11 protein-coding genes are annotated in these 14672 nt (G+C 72.6%); 5 read left to right on the forward strand and 6 right to left on the reverse strand.

Features of this window, described 5'->3' with window-relative positions:
• Window positions 1-98 precede the first annotated feature (98 nt).
• The 3 genes from HMPREF2833_RS07010 to HMPREF2833_RS07020 form a co-directional block, all read right to left on the reverse strand.
• The gene (locus HMPREF2833_RS07010) at window positions 99-2009 is read right to left on the reverse strand and encodes an ABC-ATPase domain-containing protein (protein ID WP_070637109.1); all 1911 of its coding nucleotides are present in this window, start codon (window positions 2007-2009) and stop codon (window positions 99-101) included.
• Between the two features lie 93 nt (window positions 2010-2102).
• Complete coding sequence (locus HMPREF2833_RS07015) at window positions 2103-2285, reverse strand: hypothetical protein (protein ID WP_070637111.1); 183 nt, start codon at window positions 2283-2285, stop codon at window positions 2103-2105.
• Window positions 2286-2415: 130 nt separating this feature from the next.
• Window positions 2416-3843, reverse strand: coding sequence for an MFS transporter (locus tag HMPREF2833_RS07020; protein ID WP_070637113.1), 1428 nt, complete (start codon window positions 3841-3843; stop codon window positions 2416-2418).
• Between the two features lie 75 nt (window positions 3844-3918).
• Here HMPREF2833_RS07020 and HMPREF2833_RS07025 point away from each other — a divergent pair, with 75 nt between their 5' ends.
• The 4 genes from HMPREF2833_RS07025 (at window position 3919) to HMPREF2833_RS07040 (ending at window position 9761) form a co-directional block, all read left to right on the forward strand.
• Complete coding sequence (locus HMPREF2833_RS07025; protein ID WP_070637115.1) at window positions 3919-4971, forward strand: hypothetical protein; 1053 nt, start codon at window positions 3919-3921, stop codon at window positions 4969-4971.
• Window positions 4972-5023: 52 nt separating this feature from the next.
• Window positions 5024-7687: an excinuclease ABC subunit UvrA gene (locus HMPREF2833_RS07030; RefSeq protein WP_070637117.1), complete on the forward strand. Its 2664-nt coding sequence runs from the start codon at window positions 5024-5026 to the stop codon at window positions 7685-7687.
• A gap of 24 nt (window positions 7688-7711) precedes the next feature.
• Window positions 7712-8275, forward strand: a complete 564-nt coding sequence (locus tag HMPREF2833_RS12145) for a GNAT family N-acetyltransferase (protein ID WP_083310954.1) — start codon at window positions 7712-7714, stop codon at window positions 8273-8275.
• 178 nt (window positions 8276-8453) lie between these two features.
• Entirely contained in the window at window positions 8454-9761 is a 1308-nt protein-coding gene (locus tag HMPREF2833_RS07040) for a VWA domain-containing protein (RefSeq protein WP_070637119.1), read from the forward strand.
• Between the two features lie 118 nt (window positions 9762-9879).
• Here HMPREF2833_RS07040 and HMPREF2833_RS07045 read toward each other — a convergent pair whose 3' ends face one another.
• Together HMPREF2833_RS07045 and HMPREF2833_RS07050 are read right to left on the reverse strand one after the other, a co-directional pair.
• Window positions 9880-10137 carry a type II toxin-antitoxin system RelE family toxin gene (locus tag HMPREF2833_RS07045; protein WP_070637121.1) on the reverse strand — a complete coding sequence of 86 codons (258 nt, stop codon included), beginning with the start codon at window positions 10135-10137 and terminating at the stop codon, window positions 9880-9882.
• A 9-nt stretch (window positions 10138-10146) separates the two neighbouring features.
• The gene (locus HMPREF2833_RS07050) at window positions 10147-10395 is read right to left on the reverse strand and encodes a type II toxin-antitoxin system prevent-host-death family antitoxin (protein WP_070637584.1); all 249 of its coding nucleotides are present in this window, start codon (window positions 10393-10395) and stop codon (window positions 10147-10149) included.
• A 226-nt stretch (window positions 10396-10621) separates the two neighbouring features.
• Here HMPREF2833_RS07050 and HMPREF2833_RS07055 point away from each other — a divergent pair, with 226 nt between their 5' ends.
• Window positions 10622-10825 carry a hypothetical protein gene (locus HMPREF2833_RS07055; protein ID WP_070637123.1) on the forward strand — a complete coding sequence of 68 codons (204 nt, stop codon included), beginning with the start codon at window positions 10622-10624 and terminating at the stop codon, window positions 10823-10825.
• A gap of 210 nt (window positions 10826-11035) precedes the next feature.
• Here HMPREF2833_RS07055 and HMPREF2833_RS07060 read toward each other — a convergent pair whose 3' ends face one another.
• Window positions 11036-14644 (reverse strand): bifunctional proline dehydrogenase/L-glutamate gamma-semialdehyde dehydrogenase, encoded by a 3609-nt coding sequence (locus tag HMPREF2833_RS07060; protein WP_070637125.1) that lies wholly within the window; start codon window positions 14642-14644, stop codon window positions 11036-11038.
• Window positions 14645-14672 lie beyond the last annotated feature (28 nt).

A 14672-nucleotide genomic window follows, 5' to 3' on the forward strand; every position in this document is an offset into this window, starting at 1 on the left:
TTGCTCCGCTAGTGCAGAATTCAACGCAGAAATCTGCACTAGCGGAGCAAAAGCAGAGGCGGGGCATGGGCATCCCGCACACCCCCGGGCCGGTCAGCTCAGCGGCGGATCCGGTGGTAGGCCGCCGCCACGTCCTGCGCCCTGGGCAGCGCCAGATGTCCCGGGTGGCCGCGGTGGTGGGCCAGGGCGTCCAGTCCGTCCCGCACCACCCGTTCCAGGGCGGCGTCCACGAGTTCGGTGAGGGGTGTGCGGCCGTCCGCCGTGCGCTCCACCTCCTCGATGAGCCGTGCGATCGCCTCCGTCTGCGAGGGGTCCACGAGCTGGCTCAGGGCGGAGAGGTCCACGTCCTCGCGGCCGCGCTGGATGGTGTCGAGACCGCGAGCGCGAGCGGGTTTGTCCCTGCCACCCCGATGAGCGGCGCCGTGGCGCGGACCGGACCGGGCGGCGTCGTGCCCCGCGGCGCCGGATCCGGACGGGGTGGCACCGCCTTCAGCCGGGAGCGTGTCGGACGCTCCCGAGACGCCGCCGGGAACGTGGGGGCGGATCTGCCCGAAGGACTCCGCGGGACGCATGTCGTCGGGGCGCGGGAAGTCCCGCACCACCTGTCGCGCGCGGTCGGTGACGTCCAGGGCACGGTAGTCGTGCATGGCGATCACGAGGTCCGCGACGTCCAGGAACGCCCCGGAACCGCCCGTGACCAGGATCGAGGACACCCCGCGCTCGGTGTAGAGGGCGCCCACCCGGTCCACGAACGGCGTGATGGGCTCGCGCTCGCCCGGGACCATGGCGCGCATGCGCTCGTCCCGGACCATGAGGTTGGTGGCGCACGTGTCCTCGTCCAGCAGCAGCACGCCGGCCTCCGCCTCCACCGCCTCGACCGTGGCGGCCGCCTGGGACGTGGAGCCGGACGCGTTGGACGTGCTGAAGTCGCGGGTGTCCGCGCCGGTGGGCAGGTTGGTGATGAACGGGGAGACGTCCGTGTGGGACACCGCCCGGCCGTCCTCCGCGCGCACGGACACGGCACTCGGCAGGGTCACCACGCGCTCGCGGCCGTCGCCGGGCACGTGGCTGTAGACCCCGCGCTCCAGGGCCTGCAGCAGCGTGGACTTGCCGTGGTAGCCGCCGCCCACGACCACCGTGACGCCCTCGGGCACGCCCATGCCGCTCACGGTGGAGCCGTCCTCGAGCTCGAGCTCCACCCGCAGCTGCGGCGGGGTCTCGAACGGCACCGCCCCGTGGGCGAGCGGCTCGTCCCGGTGACCGGAGGCGCGGGGCAGCACGGCGCCGTCGGACACGAACGCCACGAGGCCGCGCTGGGGCAGCTGGGCGCGCAGGTGCTGGGCGTCCAGGTGGGAGGTCACGTGGGCCTGCAGGGCGCGGGAATCCAGGTTCTCGTACCGGAGGGCGCGCTCGACGACGCCCGGCAGCACCTCCGTGAGCAGCCGGTGCGCGGCATGGCCCTTGATGCGGCGGCCCGCGGCGGGCAGGGCGATCTCGCAGCGCACCTCCACGGCTCCCGCGTCAGCGGTCGCCGACGACGCCGCACGGCCGGCTCCGCGCCCCCGGTCCCCCGCGCCGACGTCTCCCGTCCGGTGCATCCCTGACTCCCGGGCCGGGGTGGGATCCACCGCGCTCCCGGGGTCCGGCACGATCACGGAGGAGCGTTCGAGGATCTCCTGACCCGTGCGCTGGATCGAGATGCCACCGGAGTCCTTGCCGCCGCGCGGGCCCAGTTCCCGGGCGGCCCGGGCGAACTCCCGGGTGAGGAAGTCCCCGGCGGCCACGCGGGCGTCCCGGGTGGCGATCAGCTCGGGAGGGATTCCGGTGGCGGCCAGGGAGAGCCGGATCCGGGCCAGAGACGGCGGGGCATACGGGTCCGACTGCACCCGGTCCACGATCAGCTCCGCATCACCCAGCCGCCACGAGCCCTTGAGCTGCTTGTAGGCGCCGTAGCTGCCGCCGTCCAGGCGGCGAAGGGTCTGGGCGAGGTCCGTGCGCGGTGGGCTCATGGGTCCATGGCACCACACGAACCGGGTCCGCTGCACTCGCCGCCGCGCGGCCACTCCCCTGGCGCGCCACCGCGCGGCGCAGCGGCCCGGCGGTCAGGGTCTGCGCGCGACGAGCTGGTACGTGTGCCAGTGCTTGGGCCCGGAGAACGCGGGGCCGTCGCGCTCCTCCTCGTGCAGACGCAGCACCTCCAGGCCGGTGACCAGCTCGTCCACCTCGTCACGGCTCAGGAACGTGCCGTCCCCCGCGGCCCAGTTCGACGGCGCTGCGCCCCTCACCGGGTCCCGCCGCCTCCGCCGCCAGGCGGGCGAGAAGCCGGATGCCCCGTCCGGCCTGGGCGGCGTTGTACCGGCCCCAGTGGTCCGCGTCCACGTGTCCCATGCGAACCAGTATGCTCCGCCCGCCCGTTCAGGCGGCGACCCTCCGCTGCACCCGCCCCAGCACCACCGCCGCCACGAAGCACAGCACGTACGCTCCGGCCACCGCGGTCCAGCCGGCGGTGAACGCTCCCGTGAGGTCCACGAGCTGGCCCACCACCACGGGCCCGAGCGCGAAGCCCAGGTACATCCCGGTGGCCACGAGCCCGGACGCCACACCGATCCGCTCCCGGGGCACGGCGGCCACGATGCCCGAGTTGATCACCACGTTCGCCGCCAGGGGCAGTGCTGCGTGGAAGGCGACGCCCAGCCACATGAGCCAGTGCTGCTGCGTGGTCTCCGCGAGCACAAGCAGCCCGAGCCCCACGATCCCGCCCACGCTCATGACCTGGATCAGCGGTGCGGGTCTGCCCAGCCTCCCGGTCACCCGGCCCCACCCGATCCGGCTTCCGATCCCGATCACTCCCATCACGCCCAGCAGCAGCCCGGCCACCGTGACCGTGTACCCCATGGCCCGCACCGCGAACAGGGATGCGTACACGTTCACGCCCTGCGTGCCCACCGCGTTGAGGAAGGACGTCAGCGTCAGCAGCCACACCGCCGGCGGCAGCGCGCCCGACGACGCCGCGGCGCCCCTTCCCGAGGCTCCCGCACCCGCGGCGCGCAGCCCGGGTCGTTCCGGCGAGACCTGGCCGGGGCCCGGGTTCACGCCGTCGGCCACGGCGTCGGACAGTTCCACGGGGGCGGACTCGAACGGTCCCCCATGGGGCGGCCCGGGCAGACCGGCGGAGGGGCGGTCGCGCGGTGGTGCGGGAGCGCGCCCCGCGGCGGAGGGAGCGGGCGGCGTCGTCGTCGGGGTGCTCTCGCGGGAGCGGTGCTGCAGCCGGGTGACCACGCTCCACCCCGTGACGAGCAGGGGAACGCACAGCAGCGCACCGAACAGCGCGGCGCCCCGCCAGCCGAACGCCGCGCCCACCACGGGGAACGTGAGGCCCGCGACCAGCAGACCCACCTGCACCCCCGACTGCTTCCACCCCATCCACGCGGAGCGCTGGGTCAGCGGGACACGCTGCGCGACGATCCGGTTGGTCACCGGGTTGGAGAAGGACTGCGCAAGCCCGGCGATCAGGGCCGCGACCAGCAGCACGGCGTAGGACTGCCACGCGGCGCTGAGCAGGAACGCCGCCAGCACGCCCCCGAAGATCAGGGTGAGCTGCACGCGGGTGTCGATGCGGTCCGCGAGCACCCCCAGCAGCGGCGCCGCGAGACCCGCCATCACGAACACCGCGGTGATGATGAACCCGTACTGCCCCTCGGTGATCCCGTAGCTCTCCACGATGGTGGCGCTCAGCGCACCCACCCCGTAGTTAAACACCGGCCCCGCGGCCATCGCGGCCATGAGCACCGCCAGCAGGATGCCGGGGGCCTTGCGCGTGGGCGCGGAGGGGGTGTGGGTCACAGTCGATCACCCTAGCCCCGCACTGCACTCTCGGCCTCCCGTAGGCTTTCCCCACGACTGAGAAAGGCGGACGTCATGAGTGACTCACTGGATCCGGAGCTCGCCCGGGCCCTGCAGGAACCGGCGCGGCTGGTGCGCGCGGACCCCACACTGCTGGAGACGGTCCGTCAGGCGGGCTCCCCCGCCCAGGCGGAACTCTTGCGCCGCGCCTCGGACGCGGGCACCGTGGAGGACCGGTACGCGGCGGCCGCCATGCTCGCCGCCCTCTTCGGCCACCGCGGCCCGCTGGACCAGGCCGCCCACGGCTACGGGAGCACCCCGCCGCTCGAGCTGCTCGCGCTGGCGGACGTGCCGGCACTGCAGCCCGCCCTGCGGGAGTCGCTGTCGTCCCCCGTCCGCACGGGTCTGCTGGAGTGGGCCACCACCGCGGACCCCTCGCGGCCGCCCCTGGAGCTCGCCATGGCCGCACGGGACCTCGGGCTGTCCGACGCCGCGGTGCTGCGTTCCGTCGCGGACCGCGCCGACCAGGTCGCCCAGAGCGCAGGGCGCGCGCAGAAGGGCCCCCTGGCCCGGTTCTCCGAGGTGCTGCGCGCGGCGGCGGACAGTGCGCAGGGTGGCGCGGCGGCGTCGTCGCCCGTGTCAGCTTCCCGCCCGTCCCCGCAGGATCCCGTGCTGTCCCAGGGCCCCGCGGTCACGACCACCGGCATTCCCGCCTCCGAGATGCTGGACGACGACGAGCTGGACGAGCCCTCCCAGCCCAGCGGGCGCTACCCCGGTGAGGGCGTGCCCGTGCGTGACTCGATCGCGGGCCCCGGCGCGGGTGCGGCGCGGGAGACCTGGGATCCGGGCAGCCTCTCGGGACGTCCCGCGGACGGCGAGACCCAGGACGGGTACGACGGCGCCCGCGCACCCGGTCCCGACGGCCCACCCGACGGCTACGGCCCGCCGGTTCCCCCGCGCCAGCCGTCGACCAACGAGCTGTACTACGGAGTGGGCAGCGAGCGCCACGCTCCGCGCGACCCGAACAGCGAGGAGACGCGGAACGAGAACCGCAGCGTTGCCCGCAACTGGGCCATCACGTTCGCGGTGATCGTGGCGATCATGGTGCTGCTGGTGATCCTGCTCTAACAGCAGCTCCTGGCGGCGCCGACCGTGGGCTCTCGGCGGTAGCGTGGCCAGTGTGACTACTCAGCAGAACGGCACCGCACCCTGGCAGCACGGCGTGGTGGTGCGCGGCGCGCGCCAGAACAACCTCCGGGACGTCTCCCTGGACCTGCCCCGGGACGCCATCGTGGTGTTCACGGGGGTGTCCGGCTCGGGGAAGTCGTCCCTGGCGTTCGGCACACTGTTCGCGGAGTCGCAGCGGCGATACCTGGAGTCCGTGGCGCCGTACGCACGGCGACTCATCGACCAGGCGGGCGTCCCGGACGTGGACGTGATCGAGGGGCTGCCACCCGCCGTCGCCCTCCAGCAGCAGCGGGGCGGGGGTGGGGCGCGCTCGGACGTGGCCACCGTGACCACCCTGTCCAGCCTGGTGCGCATGCTGTACTCGCGCGCCGGGTGGTACCCGCCGGGGCAGGGGATGCTCTACGCGGAGGACTTCTCCGCGAACACCGTGCAGGGCGCGTGCCCCACGTGCCACGGCATCGGGCGGGTGTACGAGGTCACGGAGGACTCCATGGTCCCGGACCCGTCCCTGACCATCCGCGAGCGCGCCGTCGCCTCCTGGCCCGTGGCCTGGGCGGGGCAGAACCAGCGGGACATCCTCGTGTCCCTGGGCTACGACGTGGACACCCCCTGGAAGGACCTCCCGCAGAAGGACCGCGACTGGATCCTCTACACCGAGGAGCGCCCCACGGTGGGCGTGTACCGCGGGCTGAGCCCCAACCAGACGCGCAGGGCCCAGCAGGAGGGTGTGGAGCCCACCTACCAGGGCACGTTCATCGGTGCCCGCCGCTACGTGCTGGACACGTTCGCCAACGCCAAGAGCCCCAGCACCAAGAAGCGCGCGGCCCAGTACCTCACGAGCGAGCTGTGCCCGGAGTGCCACGGCAAGAAGATCAAGAAGGAGGCGCTGTCGGTCACGTTCGAGGGCCTGGACATCGCCGCGTTCTCGCACCTCCCGCTCGCGCGCCTCGCGGAGATCGCACGCGCCGTGGCCGCGGACGGCTGGACCCCGAGCGAGGCCGACCACCTGCCGGACCACGTGCTGGACGCCGAGTCCCGCGCGGCCTCCACCGCCTCACGGGTGGCCCAGGGAGGGGCCTCGCACGACGCCGCCCCGGACGTCCGGCGCACACCGAACCTCTCGGTGGAGAAGCGTGCCGCCGCCCAACGCCTGGCCGCGGACCTCGTGGCGCGGCTGCAGCCCATGATCGACCTGGGCCTGGGCTACCTCTCCCTGGACCGCACCACGCCCACGCTCTCCGGGGGTGAGCGGCAGCGGCTGCGCCTGGCCACGCAGCTCTCCTCCCAGCTCTTCGGGGTGGCGTACGTGCTGGACGAGCCCTCCGCGGGTCTGCACCCTCGTGACCTGGACGCGCTGATCGGGATCCTGCACGGGCTCAAGGACCGCGGCAACAGCCTGTTCATCGTGGAGCACTCGCTCACGGTGATCCAGGAGGCGGACTGGCTCGTGGACATCGGCCCCGACGCCGGCGAGCGCGGCGGGCGCGTGCTCTACAGCGGGGATCCCCGGGGCCTCGCGGACGTTCCCGAGTCCGCGACGCGCCGCTACCTCTTCCCGGAGCACGCCACCGCGCCCGCCGCCCGCGCACCGCGCACGCCTCGGGGATGGCTCGCTCTCGAGGGGGTCACCCGCAACAACCTGCGCGGCCTGGACGTGAGCTTCCCCGCCGGGTGCCTCACCGCCGTCACGGGCATCTCCGGCTCGGGCAAGTCCAGCCTGGTCAGCCAGGCCCTGCCGGTCCTCGTGCGCGAGCGCCTGGGCCAGCGCACGGGCGAGTCCCAGGAGATCACGGGCGATCCGGAGTCGGACCTGCTGACGGCCGACGACGCCGCCGAGGACGTCCGCGGGAAGGTCACCTCGGTGCCGGAGGGGGTGCGCCGCGTCGTCGTGATCGACCAGAAGCCGATCGGCCGCACGCCGCGCTCCAACGTGGCCACCTACACGGGGCTGTTCGACGACGTCCGCAAGCTCTACGCCGCCACACCCGAGGCCAAGAAGCGCGGGTACAAAGCGGGGCGGTTCTCGTTCAACGTGGTGGGCGGACGCTGCCCCACGTGCGAGGGCGAGGGCAGCGTGATGGTGGAGCTGCTGTTCCTGCCCAGCGTGTACGCCCCGTGCCCGGACTGCCACGGAACCCGGTACAAGGAGAGCACCCTGGAGGTGATGTGGCGGGAGCGCTCCGTGGCGGACGTGCTGGGCATGAGCGTGGACCAGGCGCATGCGTTCTTCGAGGGCGAGGACTCCATCCACCACAGCCTGGGCGTGCTGCGGGACGTGGGGCTCGGCTACCTGCGGCTGGGCCAGCCGGCCACGGAGCTCTCGGGCGGTGAGGCCCAGCGGGTCAAGCTCGCCTCGGAGCTGCAGCGGGCCTCCCGCGGGGACACCCTCTACGTGCTGGACGAGCCCACCGCCGGGCTGCACCCCGCGGACAGCGACCGCCTCATGAACCACCTGCAGGGTCTCGCGGACGCGGGCAACACGGTGGTCATGGCCGAGCTGGACATGCGCATGGTCGCCCAGGCGGACCACGTGGTGGACATGGGCCCCGGCGCGGGAGCCGACGGCGGCCGGGTGGTCGCGGCGGGCACCCCGCACGACGTCGCCGCGCACCCGGACAGCGCCACCGCGCCGTACCTGCGGGACGTGCTCGGCTGAACCCGCCCCGGGGAGAATGAACGCATGAGCATCGACGTCCGCCCGGAAGACCCCCGCGATTTTGCTGCTGTCCGGTCCCTCGTGGCCCGCGCCTTCACGGACGCGGAGCACAGTGCCCCGCCCGTGGAGGCGGACGGCGCCCCCGGCGAGGCCACGCTGGTGGGCTGGCTGCGCAATTCTCCCGCCCACGACCCCCGCTTCGCGCTGACCGCCCACGACGGCGCGGACCTCGTGGGTTTCGCAATGGCCACGTGGGGCCGCTGCGGGGGCGAGCCCGTGCTGGGTGTCGGCCCCGTAGCCGTGGATCCCGCGAAGCAGGGCGAGGGCATCGGCTCACGGCTCATGACTGCCCTGGTCGAGCGCGCCACCGACGCCGGGCAGCCGGCCCTGGTGCTGCTGGGCGATCCGGAGTTCTACTCACGCTTCGGTTTCGTCCCGGCCTCCCGGCTCGGCATCGCCGGGGAGCCCGAGTGGGGTGCGTTCTTCCAGGCGGTGCCCCTGGGGGACGGCGGCGTCGTGACCCCGGACGAGTACCGCGGCCCGCGCGGCTCCTACGAGTACGCCGAACCGTTCTCCCGGCTCGGCTGACCCGGGATCCACACCGTGTGACCCGTGACACCGTAGGGTGGTTCCCGGAAGGGACATCGGGGCGTGGCAGCACCCCGGCACGGGGGTCCTGACACGGCTGCCGCGTGCGGGGGCGCGCCGGGGGTGACCGTTCTACGGGGTCCTCCCGGGTTCCCCCACGGGACGGGGGAACACCGACATGACCGAGCCAGGCAAGCACCGCGCCGCGCACCGCGCCGAACGGGGAGGGCGGAGCAGGTCGCTGCTGTGGCTCGCCGTGGCCGCCGCGCTGGTGCTGATCCTCAGCACGGCCTTCTCCATCTCGCGCCTGGACTCGGACGACGACGCCTCCGGCGGTTCCGGGGCGAGCGGCACCTCCGGGGCGGCGGGCGCGGATGGGGGTGAGCCCGTCGTCGTGGGCCCTGCAAAGACCGGGGCGGGGACGTGGGCCGCGGTGCTGCAGGACCCCGCCGTGGAGCTGGGCACACCGGGTGAGGACGCCGGGACGCGTGAGCTGATCTCGCGCGCACTGGGCGAGGTGCAGGACGGGCAGGCGGACCGCGCGGCCACGGAGCAGGCCATGAAGCGGCGCGCCCGCACCGAGGGAGATGCCGCACCCGTCCAGAACGCGACGCAGCGCCTGGACCAGGTCGCGGCGAACCCCGCCCCGAGCACTCCGGCGCCCGCGGACCCGAGCGCCCCCGCCTACGCCGCGGGAGCGGAACACCCCGCGGCCACCGTGGTCACGCGCGGCGAGTGGGACGACTTCCGCGCCCAGCACGCGGACACGGCGCTCGTGGCGAGCACCCCGGGCGACCGCCCGGCCTCCGAGGGGCCCACCGCGGACGACGCCGCCCTGACGCAGGCTCTGGGGCAGTGGGAGCACCTCGCGGAGCCGTTCCACGCGCTCGTGGCCATCGACACCTTCGGGTCCATGGGCGAGCAGGCATCCCCGGACGGTTCCACACGCATGGACCTCACGAAGGCGGCCGCCACCACCGCCGTGGGGCTTTTTCCCGAGCACGACGCACTCGGGCTGTGGACGTTCGCGCGCCACCTGGACGGGGACAAGGACCACCGCTCCCTGACCCCCGTGCGGGAACTGTCCGCCCCGGTGGGCGGTGCCACCCAGCGGGACCGGCTCGCGCAGGACGCCCAGTCGCTGACCTTCTCCCCGGACGGCTACACGGGCCTGTACGACACCACCCTTGCCGCCTACCGCCAGGTGCTGCACGACGACGCCCCGGACCACCTTCGCACGGTGATCGTCCTGACCGACGGCATCAACCAGGACCCGGGATCCATGGGACTGGACGAGCTGCTCACCACGCTGGAGAAGGAGCAGGACCCGGAGAACCCTGTGCGCATCATCACGGTGGGCATCTCCCAGTACGCGAACGAGGACGTCCTGAAGCAGATCGCGGAGACCACCGGGGGCACCTCCCACATCGCCAGGGCACCGGAGGACATCGAGAAGGTGTTCGTGGATGCGCTGACGGGGGCGTGAAGGGCGCCCGTTGCAGACGCGGGAGGCGATGCGTGAGGTGCGGTTCTGCCAAGGATTTCCGCGATTCTGCGGGCAGAAATGCACCTCACGCGCTCCAAGCGCGGAGAACGCCTCGGATCTAGCGGTAGACCTCCCGGCGGTGTCCGATCCTCAGCACCAGGATCACCAGCTCCCCATCGTCGATCTCGTAGATGATGCGATGGTCGCCCACCCGGATGCGCATCTCCCCCGCGCCGCCCTTCAACTGGATGCAGCCCGTTGGGCGTGGGTCCCGGGCAAGTTTCTCGATTGCTTCCAGTAGACGCCGCGCAGTGTGCTGGTCCAGCTTGCGCAGCGTCTTCGCCGCCGAGGACACATAGCTGATCGCGTAAGCCACCGCAGGGTCTCAGATGCCGAGTTCTCGCCGCAGGTCCTCGTGGGAGACCCGTGGCTCCTGCTCGGCGCGCGCTTCTGCCGCCGCCTGGGCATCGGCCACGTCCTCGAGGGCCGCTACCGCACGGTCGTAGAACTCGGGCGAGACCACGACGGCGCGTCGTCCCGCGCCCCTCGAGGTGATCTCGACTGGCTCGCGCTGCGCGGTCGCAATGTAGTCGCTCTGCTGGTTGCGGAACTGGGAAAGGGTCACGGAGGTCATACGACAAGTGTACGTCTTGTACATGTTGCACAAAATGGCCCCCACATCGGGTCACCCCTGGGCAATGAATCGTCTTTCCTGCGGTTCTTCAAGCCCCTCGGGGACCTGGAGCAGGGGCGTGGACGTGCTGATAGGGGCGTGAGGGGCGGGCCCGCCCGTCTGCACTCCGGGAAGAGTGGCCGAGCGATCATTGTCCCGGCGTCCGGGGTGCTCCTAGCGTGGTGGGATGGATACCACCACGACACCCCGAACCCCCTGGCTCCTCATCCTCGGCGTCCTCCTGGCCGTCGCGGCGGCGGCTCTGATCACGTTCACCGACCTGGCCTGGCGCGGCCTCATCGGCTGGCCGCTGCTGCTGGTGGCGCTGCTCCTGGTGGTATCCGGCGGCATTCGCCGCGGTCAGCAGCGGAGGAGCACCCACCGGATCTGAGACCCACAGAGCGGTCAGTGCTGCGCAGTGTCGCGCCGCCCCTACCGCCCCTGAACACTGCACGAGCCGCGCCCCCGGTCTCCCGGGAGCGCGGCTCGTGGTCGCTCCGATCCCAGACTTCGAAAGTCCGGGGTCAGCGGCTGGCCGGCCTGTGGGCGCCCGGCGTCCGCGACCCGCAGGCCGCCGAGCGCCAGGCACGACGCCGCCGGGTCACCGCACCAGCTCGTCCACCACCCGCTGCATGGACTGGCTGTGGTTGCCGAAGCGGTGCATGGTGATGGACACGGCCTGCTCGGCCAGCATGTACATCATCTCCACGCGCCCGGTGCCCACCACGTCCTCGGTGATCAGGGCGATGTCCGGGTGCTCGGCGCGCACCGCGTAGAGGTCCTTGAGGTCTTCCTCGGAGCCGTCCCACGGGGAGATCACGCGGACGCGGGCGCCGTGGCGGACGTCGAGGGCGTCGTCGTCCAGGGCGCGCAGGTCCGAGAGCTGACCCAGCGGGCCCAGGGAACCGGTGCCCAGAGCGTGCGCGAACTCGGCGTCGGACGCGGGGTTGAGCACCGTGGCGAAGAGCCCGTTGACGGCCTCCGGCACCTCAGTGGCGGCGCTGAGGACCACCTGCGAACCCGAGCGCACGGCGGCGAGGCCCACGCGCAGGACGTCCGTGAGGGACGCGCCCTCCTGGGCGCGCACCACCACGGTGCGAGGGCGGTAGCGGAACAGGTTGGCCTCGCTGCGCAGGGCGGTGGGGTCCTTGACCTGGCCGAACTCGCGCTGCCACTCGGACTGGTCCGACTGCGCGGCGCGGCGCAGCCACACGAGGTCCTCGTCCGAGATCAGCGGGGTCACGGCATCCAGCGCGCGGTGCACGCGCGGATCGAGGACCCACGCACCGGCCGCACCGCGGTCCGTGCTGGAGTCCGAGAACCCGGCGCGCTTCCAGCGGCCCAGCGACGCCAGGTAGTTGGGGCCACCGGCCTTCGCGCCGAGACCCACGGAGGAGCGCTTCCACCCGCCGAACGGCTGGCGCTGCACAATCGCGCCGGTGATCCCGCGGTTCACGTAGAGGTTGCCGGCCTGCACGGAGTCCACCCAGCGCAGGATCTCGTCCGCGTCCAGGGAGTGGATGCCCGCGGTGAGCCCGTAGTCCGTGGCGTTCTGCAGCTCCACGGCCTCCTCGAGGCTGTCCGCGGACATGAGCCCCAGGACAGGGCCGAAGCACTCGGTGAGGTGGAAGAAGGACCCGGGCTTCACACCCGCGCGGATCCCGGGGCGCCACAGCCGGCCGGAGTCGTCCAGCTGCTTCGGCTCGATGAGCCACTCCTCGCCGGGCTCCAGCTGCGTGAGCCCGCGCAGGAGCTTCTCCGAGGGCTGCTCCACGGTGGGGCCCACGGTGGCCTGCAGGTTCACGGGCCAGTCCACCACCATGGAGGAGGCGGCGTCCACGAGCTGGCGGCGGAACCGCTCGGACGTGGCCACGGACCCCACCAGGATGCCGAGCGACGCCGCGGAGCACTTCTGCCCCGCGTGGCCGAAGGCGCTGGAGACGAGGTCCCACACCGCCTGGTCCCGGTCCGCGCTGGGGGTGATCACCAGGGCGTTCTTGCCGGAGGTCTCCGCGGTGAGCGGGCGCTCCGGGTCCCACGAGGCGAACAGCTGCGCGGTCTCGTACGCGCCGGTGAGCACCACGCGCTCCACGTCCGGGTGGGAGATCAGCGTCTTGCCGGCCTCCCCCTCCACGGCGTCCACGAGCTGCAGCACGTCGCGGGGCACACCGGCCTCCCACAGCGCCTCGCACACCGCGGTGGAGCAGCGGCGGGACTCGGGGGACGGCTTGTGGATCACGGCCGAGCCGGTGGCCAGCGGCGCCACGGTGGTGCCCGTGGGGATGGCCAGCGGGAAGTTCCACGGCGGGGTCACCACGGTCACGGCGTGCGGCACGAAGTCGCCGCCGTCCACGAACTCCAGCTCCAGCGCACGGCGGGCGTAGTAGCGGCAGAAGTCCACGGCCTCGGAGACCTCGGGGTCCGCCTGCTCCAGCACCTTGCCGGTCTCCGCACCCGCCACGGCCATGAGGTGGCCACGGCGCGCGGCGAGGATGTCCGCGGCACGGTTGAGGATCTCGGCGCGCTCACGGGCGGGGGTGTCCGCCCAGCGCTTGCCGGCGGCCTTGGCGGTGGCCACCACGTCGTTCACGGCCTGCACGGCCTCGTCCGAGTCCTGGTCCATGTCCTTCAGCAGCTCGGGCACGGCCACGGAGGCGTACCACTCGCTGCTGCCGATCTTCTCGGCCAGGGTCTCGGCCCAGCGCTGGTTGGCGGGCACGGAGACGTCCGTGTCCGGCTCGTTGCGGAACGGCTCGTCCAGCGGGATGGTGGGGGTCTCCCCCACGGTCTCCGCGCTGCGGTCCTGCACGCGGCGCGGCGAGGGCACCTGCGGGTCCTGCTCGAGGTCCGCGAGGGCGGCGCGGAAGCGGCCCTCCTCGCGCTGGAACACCCAGTTGCCCGGGCCCAGGTCGAAGATCCCGGACATGAAGTTCTCGCTCGCGGAGTTCTCCTCGAGCCGGCGCACCAGGTAGGACACGGCGACGTCGAACTCCGCGGGCTTCACCGCCGGAACGTAGAGCAGCAGCTGGCCCACGTCCGTGGCCACGGCCTCGCTCTGCGCGGTGGCCATGCCCTGCAGCATCTCGAACTCGATGCGGTCCGTGACGCCGCGCTGCTCCGCGAGCAGGTGCGCGAAGGCGATGTCGAACAGGTTGTGCCCGGCCACGCCCAGGCGCATGCCCGTCATGCGCTCGGGGTGGAACAGCCAGGACAGCACGCGCTTGTAGTTGGTGTCCGTGGCCTGCTTGGACTCCATGGTGGCCAGGGGCCAGCCGTGCATCTCGGCGTCCACGTTCTCCATGGCCAGGTTGGCGCCCTTGACCAGGCGCACCTTGATCTGGGCGCCACCGTCCGCCACGCGCTGCGCGGACCACTCGGAGAGCCGCTCCACGGCGCTGAGCGCGTCCGGGAGGTAGGCCTGGACCACGATGCCGGCCTCGAGGTTCTTCAGCTGCGGCTTGTCGAGCAGCCGCTTGAACACCTCGATGGTCAGTTCCAGGTCCGAGTAGACCTCCATGTCCAGGTTGATGAACATCTTCCCGGTGCCCTTGGTGGCGGCAGTCTCGTACAGCGGCAGCAGCCGCTCCACCACGCGCTCGGCGGTGCGCTCGAAGCCCCAGTGGGACAGCTGCGGCACCACGGAGGAGACCTTCAGGGAGACGTAGTCCACGTCCTCGCGGCGCAGCAGGCCCTCGGCGTCCGCGAGGTGCTTCTTGGCCTCGTCCTCGCCCAGCACCTCCTCGCCCAGGAGGTTGATGTTGAGCCGGTGGCCCTGCTGCTTGATGTTCTTCACGGACTTGCCGAACGGCCCGGGGCGGGCGTCCACCACCATGTGGCCCACCATCTGGCGCAGCCGGGTACGGGCGGCGGGAACCACCACGGAGGGAAGCGCTCCGGAGAGCACGGTGCCCGCCTGGATCTGCGCGCGGTCCGCCACGGGCATGGACTGCGGGGTCAGTTTCGCGATGTCCTGCAGCGCCTTTGCCGCAGCCTTCGTGTCCTCCGTGCGGATCACGCGGTCCACGAAGCCCACCGTGAACTCCAACCCGTTCGGGTCCTGGAGCACGGCGGCCAGACGGTCCTCCGCGGGGTTCTTCTGCTTGTTGTTGCGCTGATTCTCCTGCGCCCGCTGCAGCCAGGTGCGCACGAGCTCCACGGCGGAGTCGGCGAGGGCGTGGGGATCAGTCACGGTATTGACGGTGCGTGCCATTGCAGCGCCTCCATAAGTCTCGGCCCGG

It is taken from the genome of Kocuria sp. HMSC066H03, from assembly GCF_001812045.1.
Taxonomy (GTDB): Bacteria; Actinomycetota; Actinomycetes; order Actinomycetales; family Micrococcaceae; genus Kocuria; species Kocuria rhizophila.

Bases quoted from the DNA above. Each gene is read 5' to 3' on its own strand.
- HMPREF2833_RS07010 (WP_070637109.1), bottom strand. From the start codon at position 2,009: ATGAGCCCACCGCGCACGGACCTCGCCCAGACCCTTCGCCGCCTGGAC.
- HMPREF2833_RS07025 (WP_070637115.1), top strand. From the start codon at position 3,919: ATGAGTGACTCACTGGATCCGGAGCTCGCCCGGGCCCTGCAGGAACCG.
- HMPREF2833_RS12145 (WP_083310954.1), top strand. From the start codon at position 7,712: ATGAGCATCGACGTCCGCCCGGAAGACCCCCGCGATTTTGCTGCTGTC.
- HMPREF2833_RS07040 (WP_070637119.1), top strand. From the start codon at position 8,454: ATGACCGAGCCAGGCAAGCACCGCGCCGCGCACCGCGCCGAACGGGGA.
- HMPREF2833_RS07050 (WP_070637584.1), bottom strand. From the start codon at position 10,395: ATGACCTCCGTGACCCTTTCCCAGTTCCGCAACCAGCAGAGCGACTAC.
- HMPREF2833_RS07055 (WP_070637123.1), top strand. From the start codon at position 10,622: ATGGATACCACCACGACACCCCGAACCCCCTGGCTCCTCATCCTCGGC.
- HMPREF2833_RS07060 (WP_070637125.1), bottom strand. From the start codon at position 14,644: ATGGCACGCACCGTCAATACCGTGACTGATCCCCACGCCCTCGCCGAC.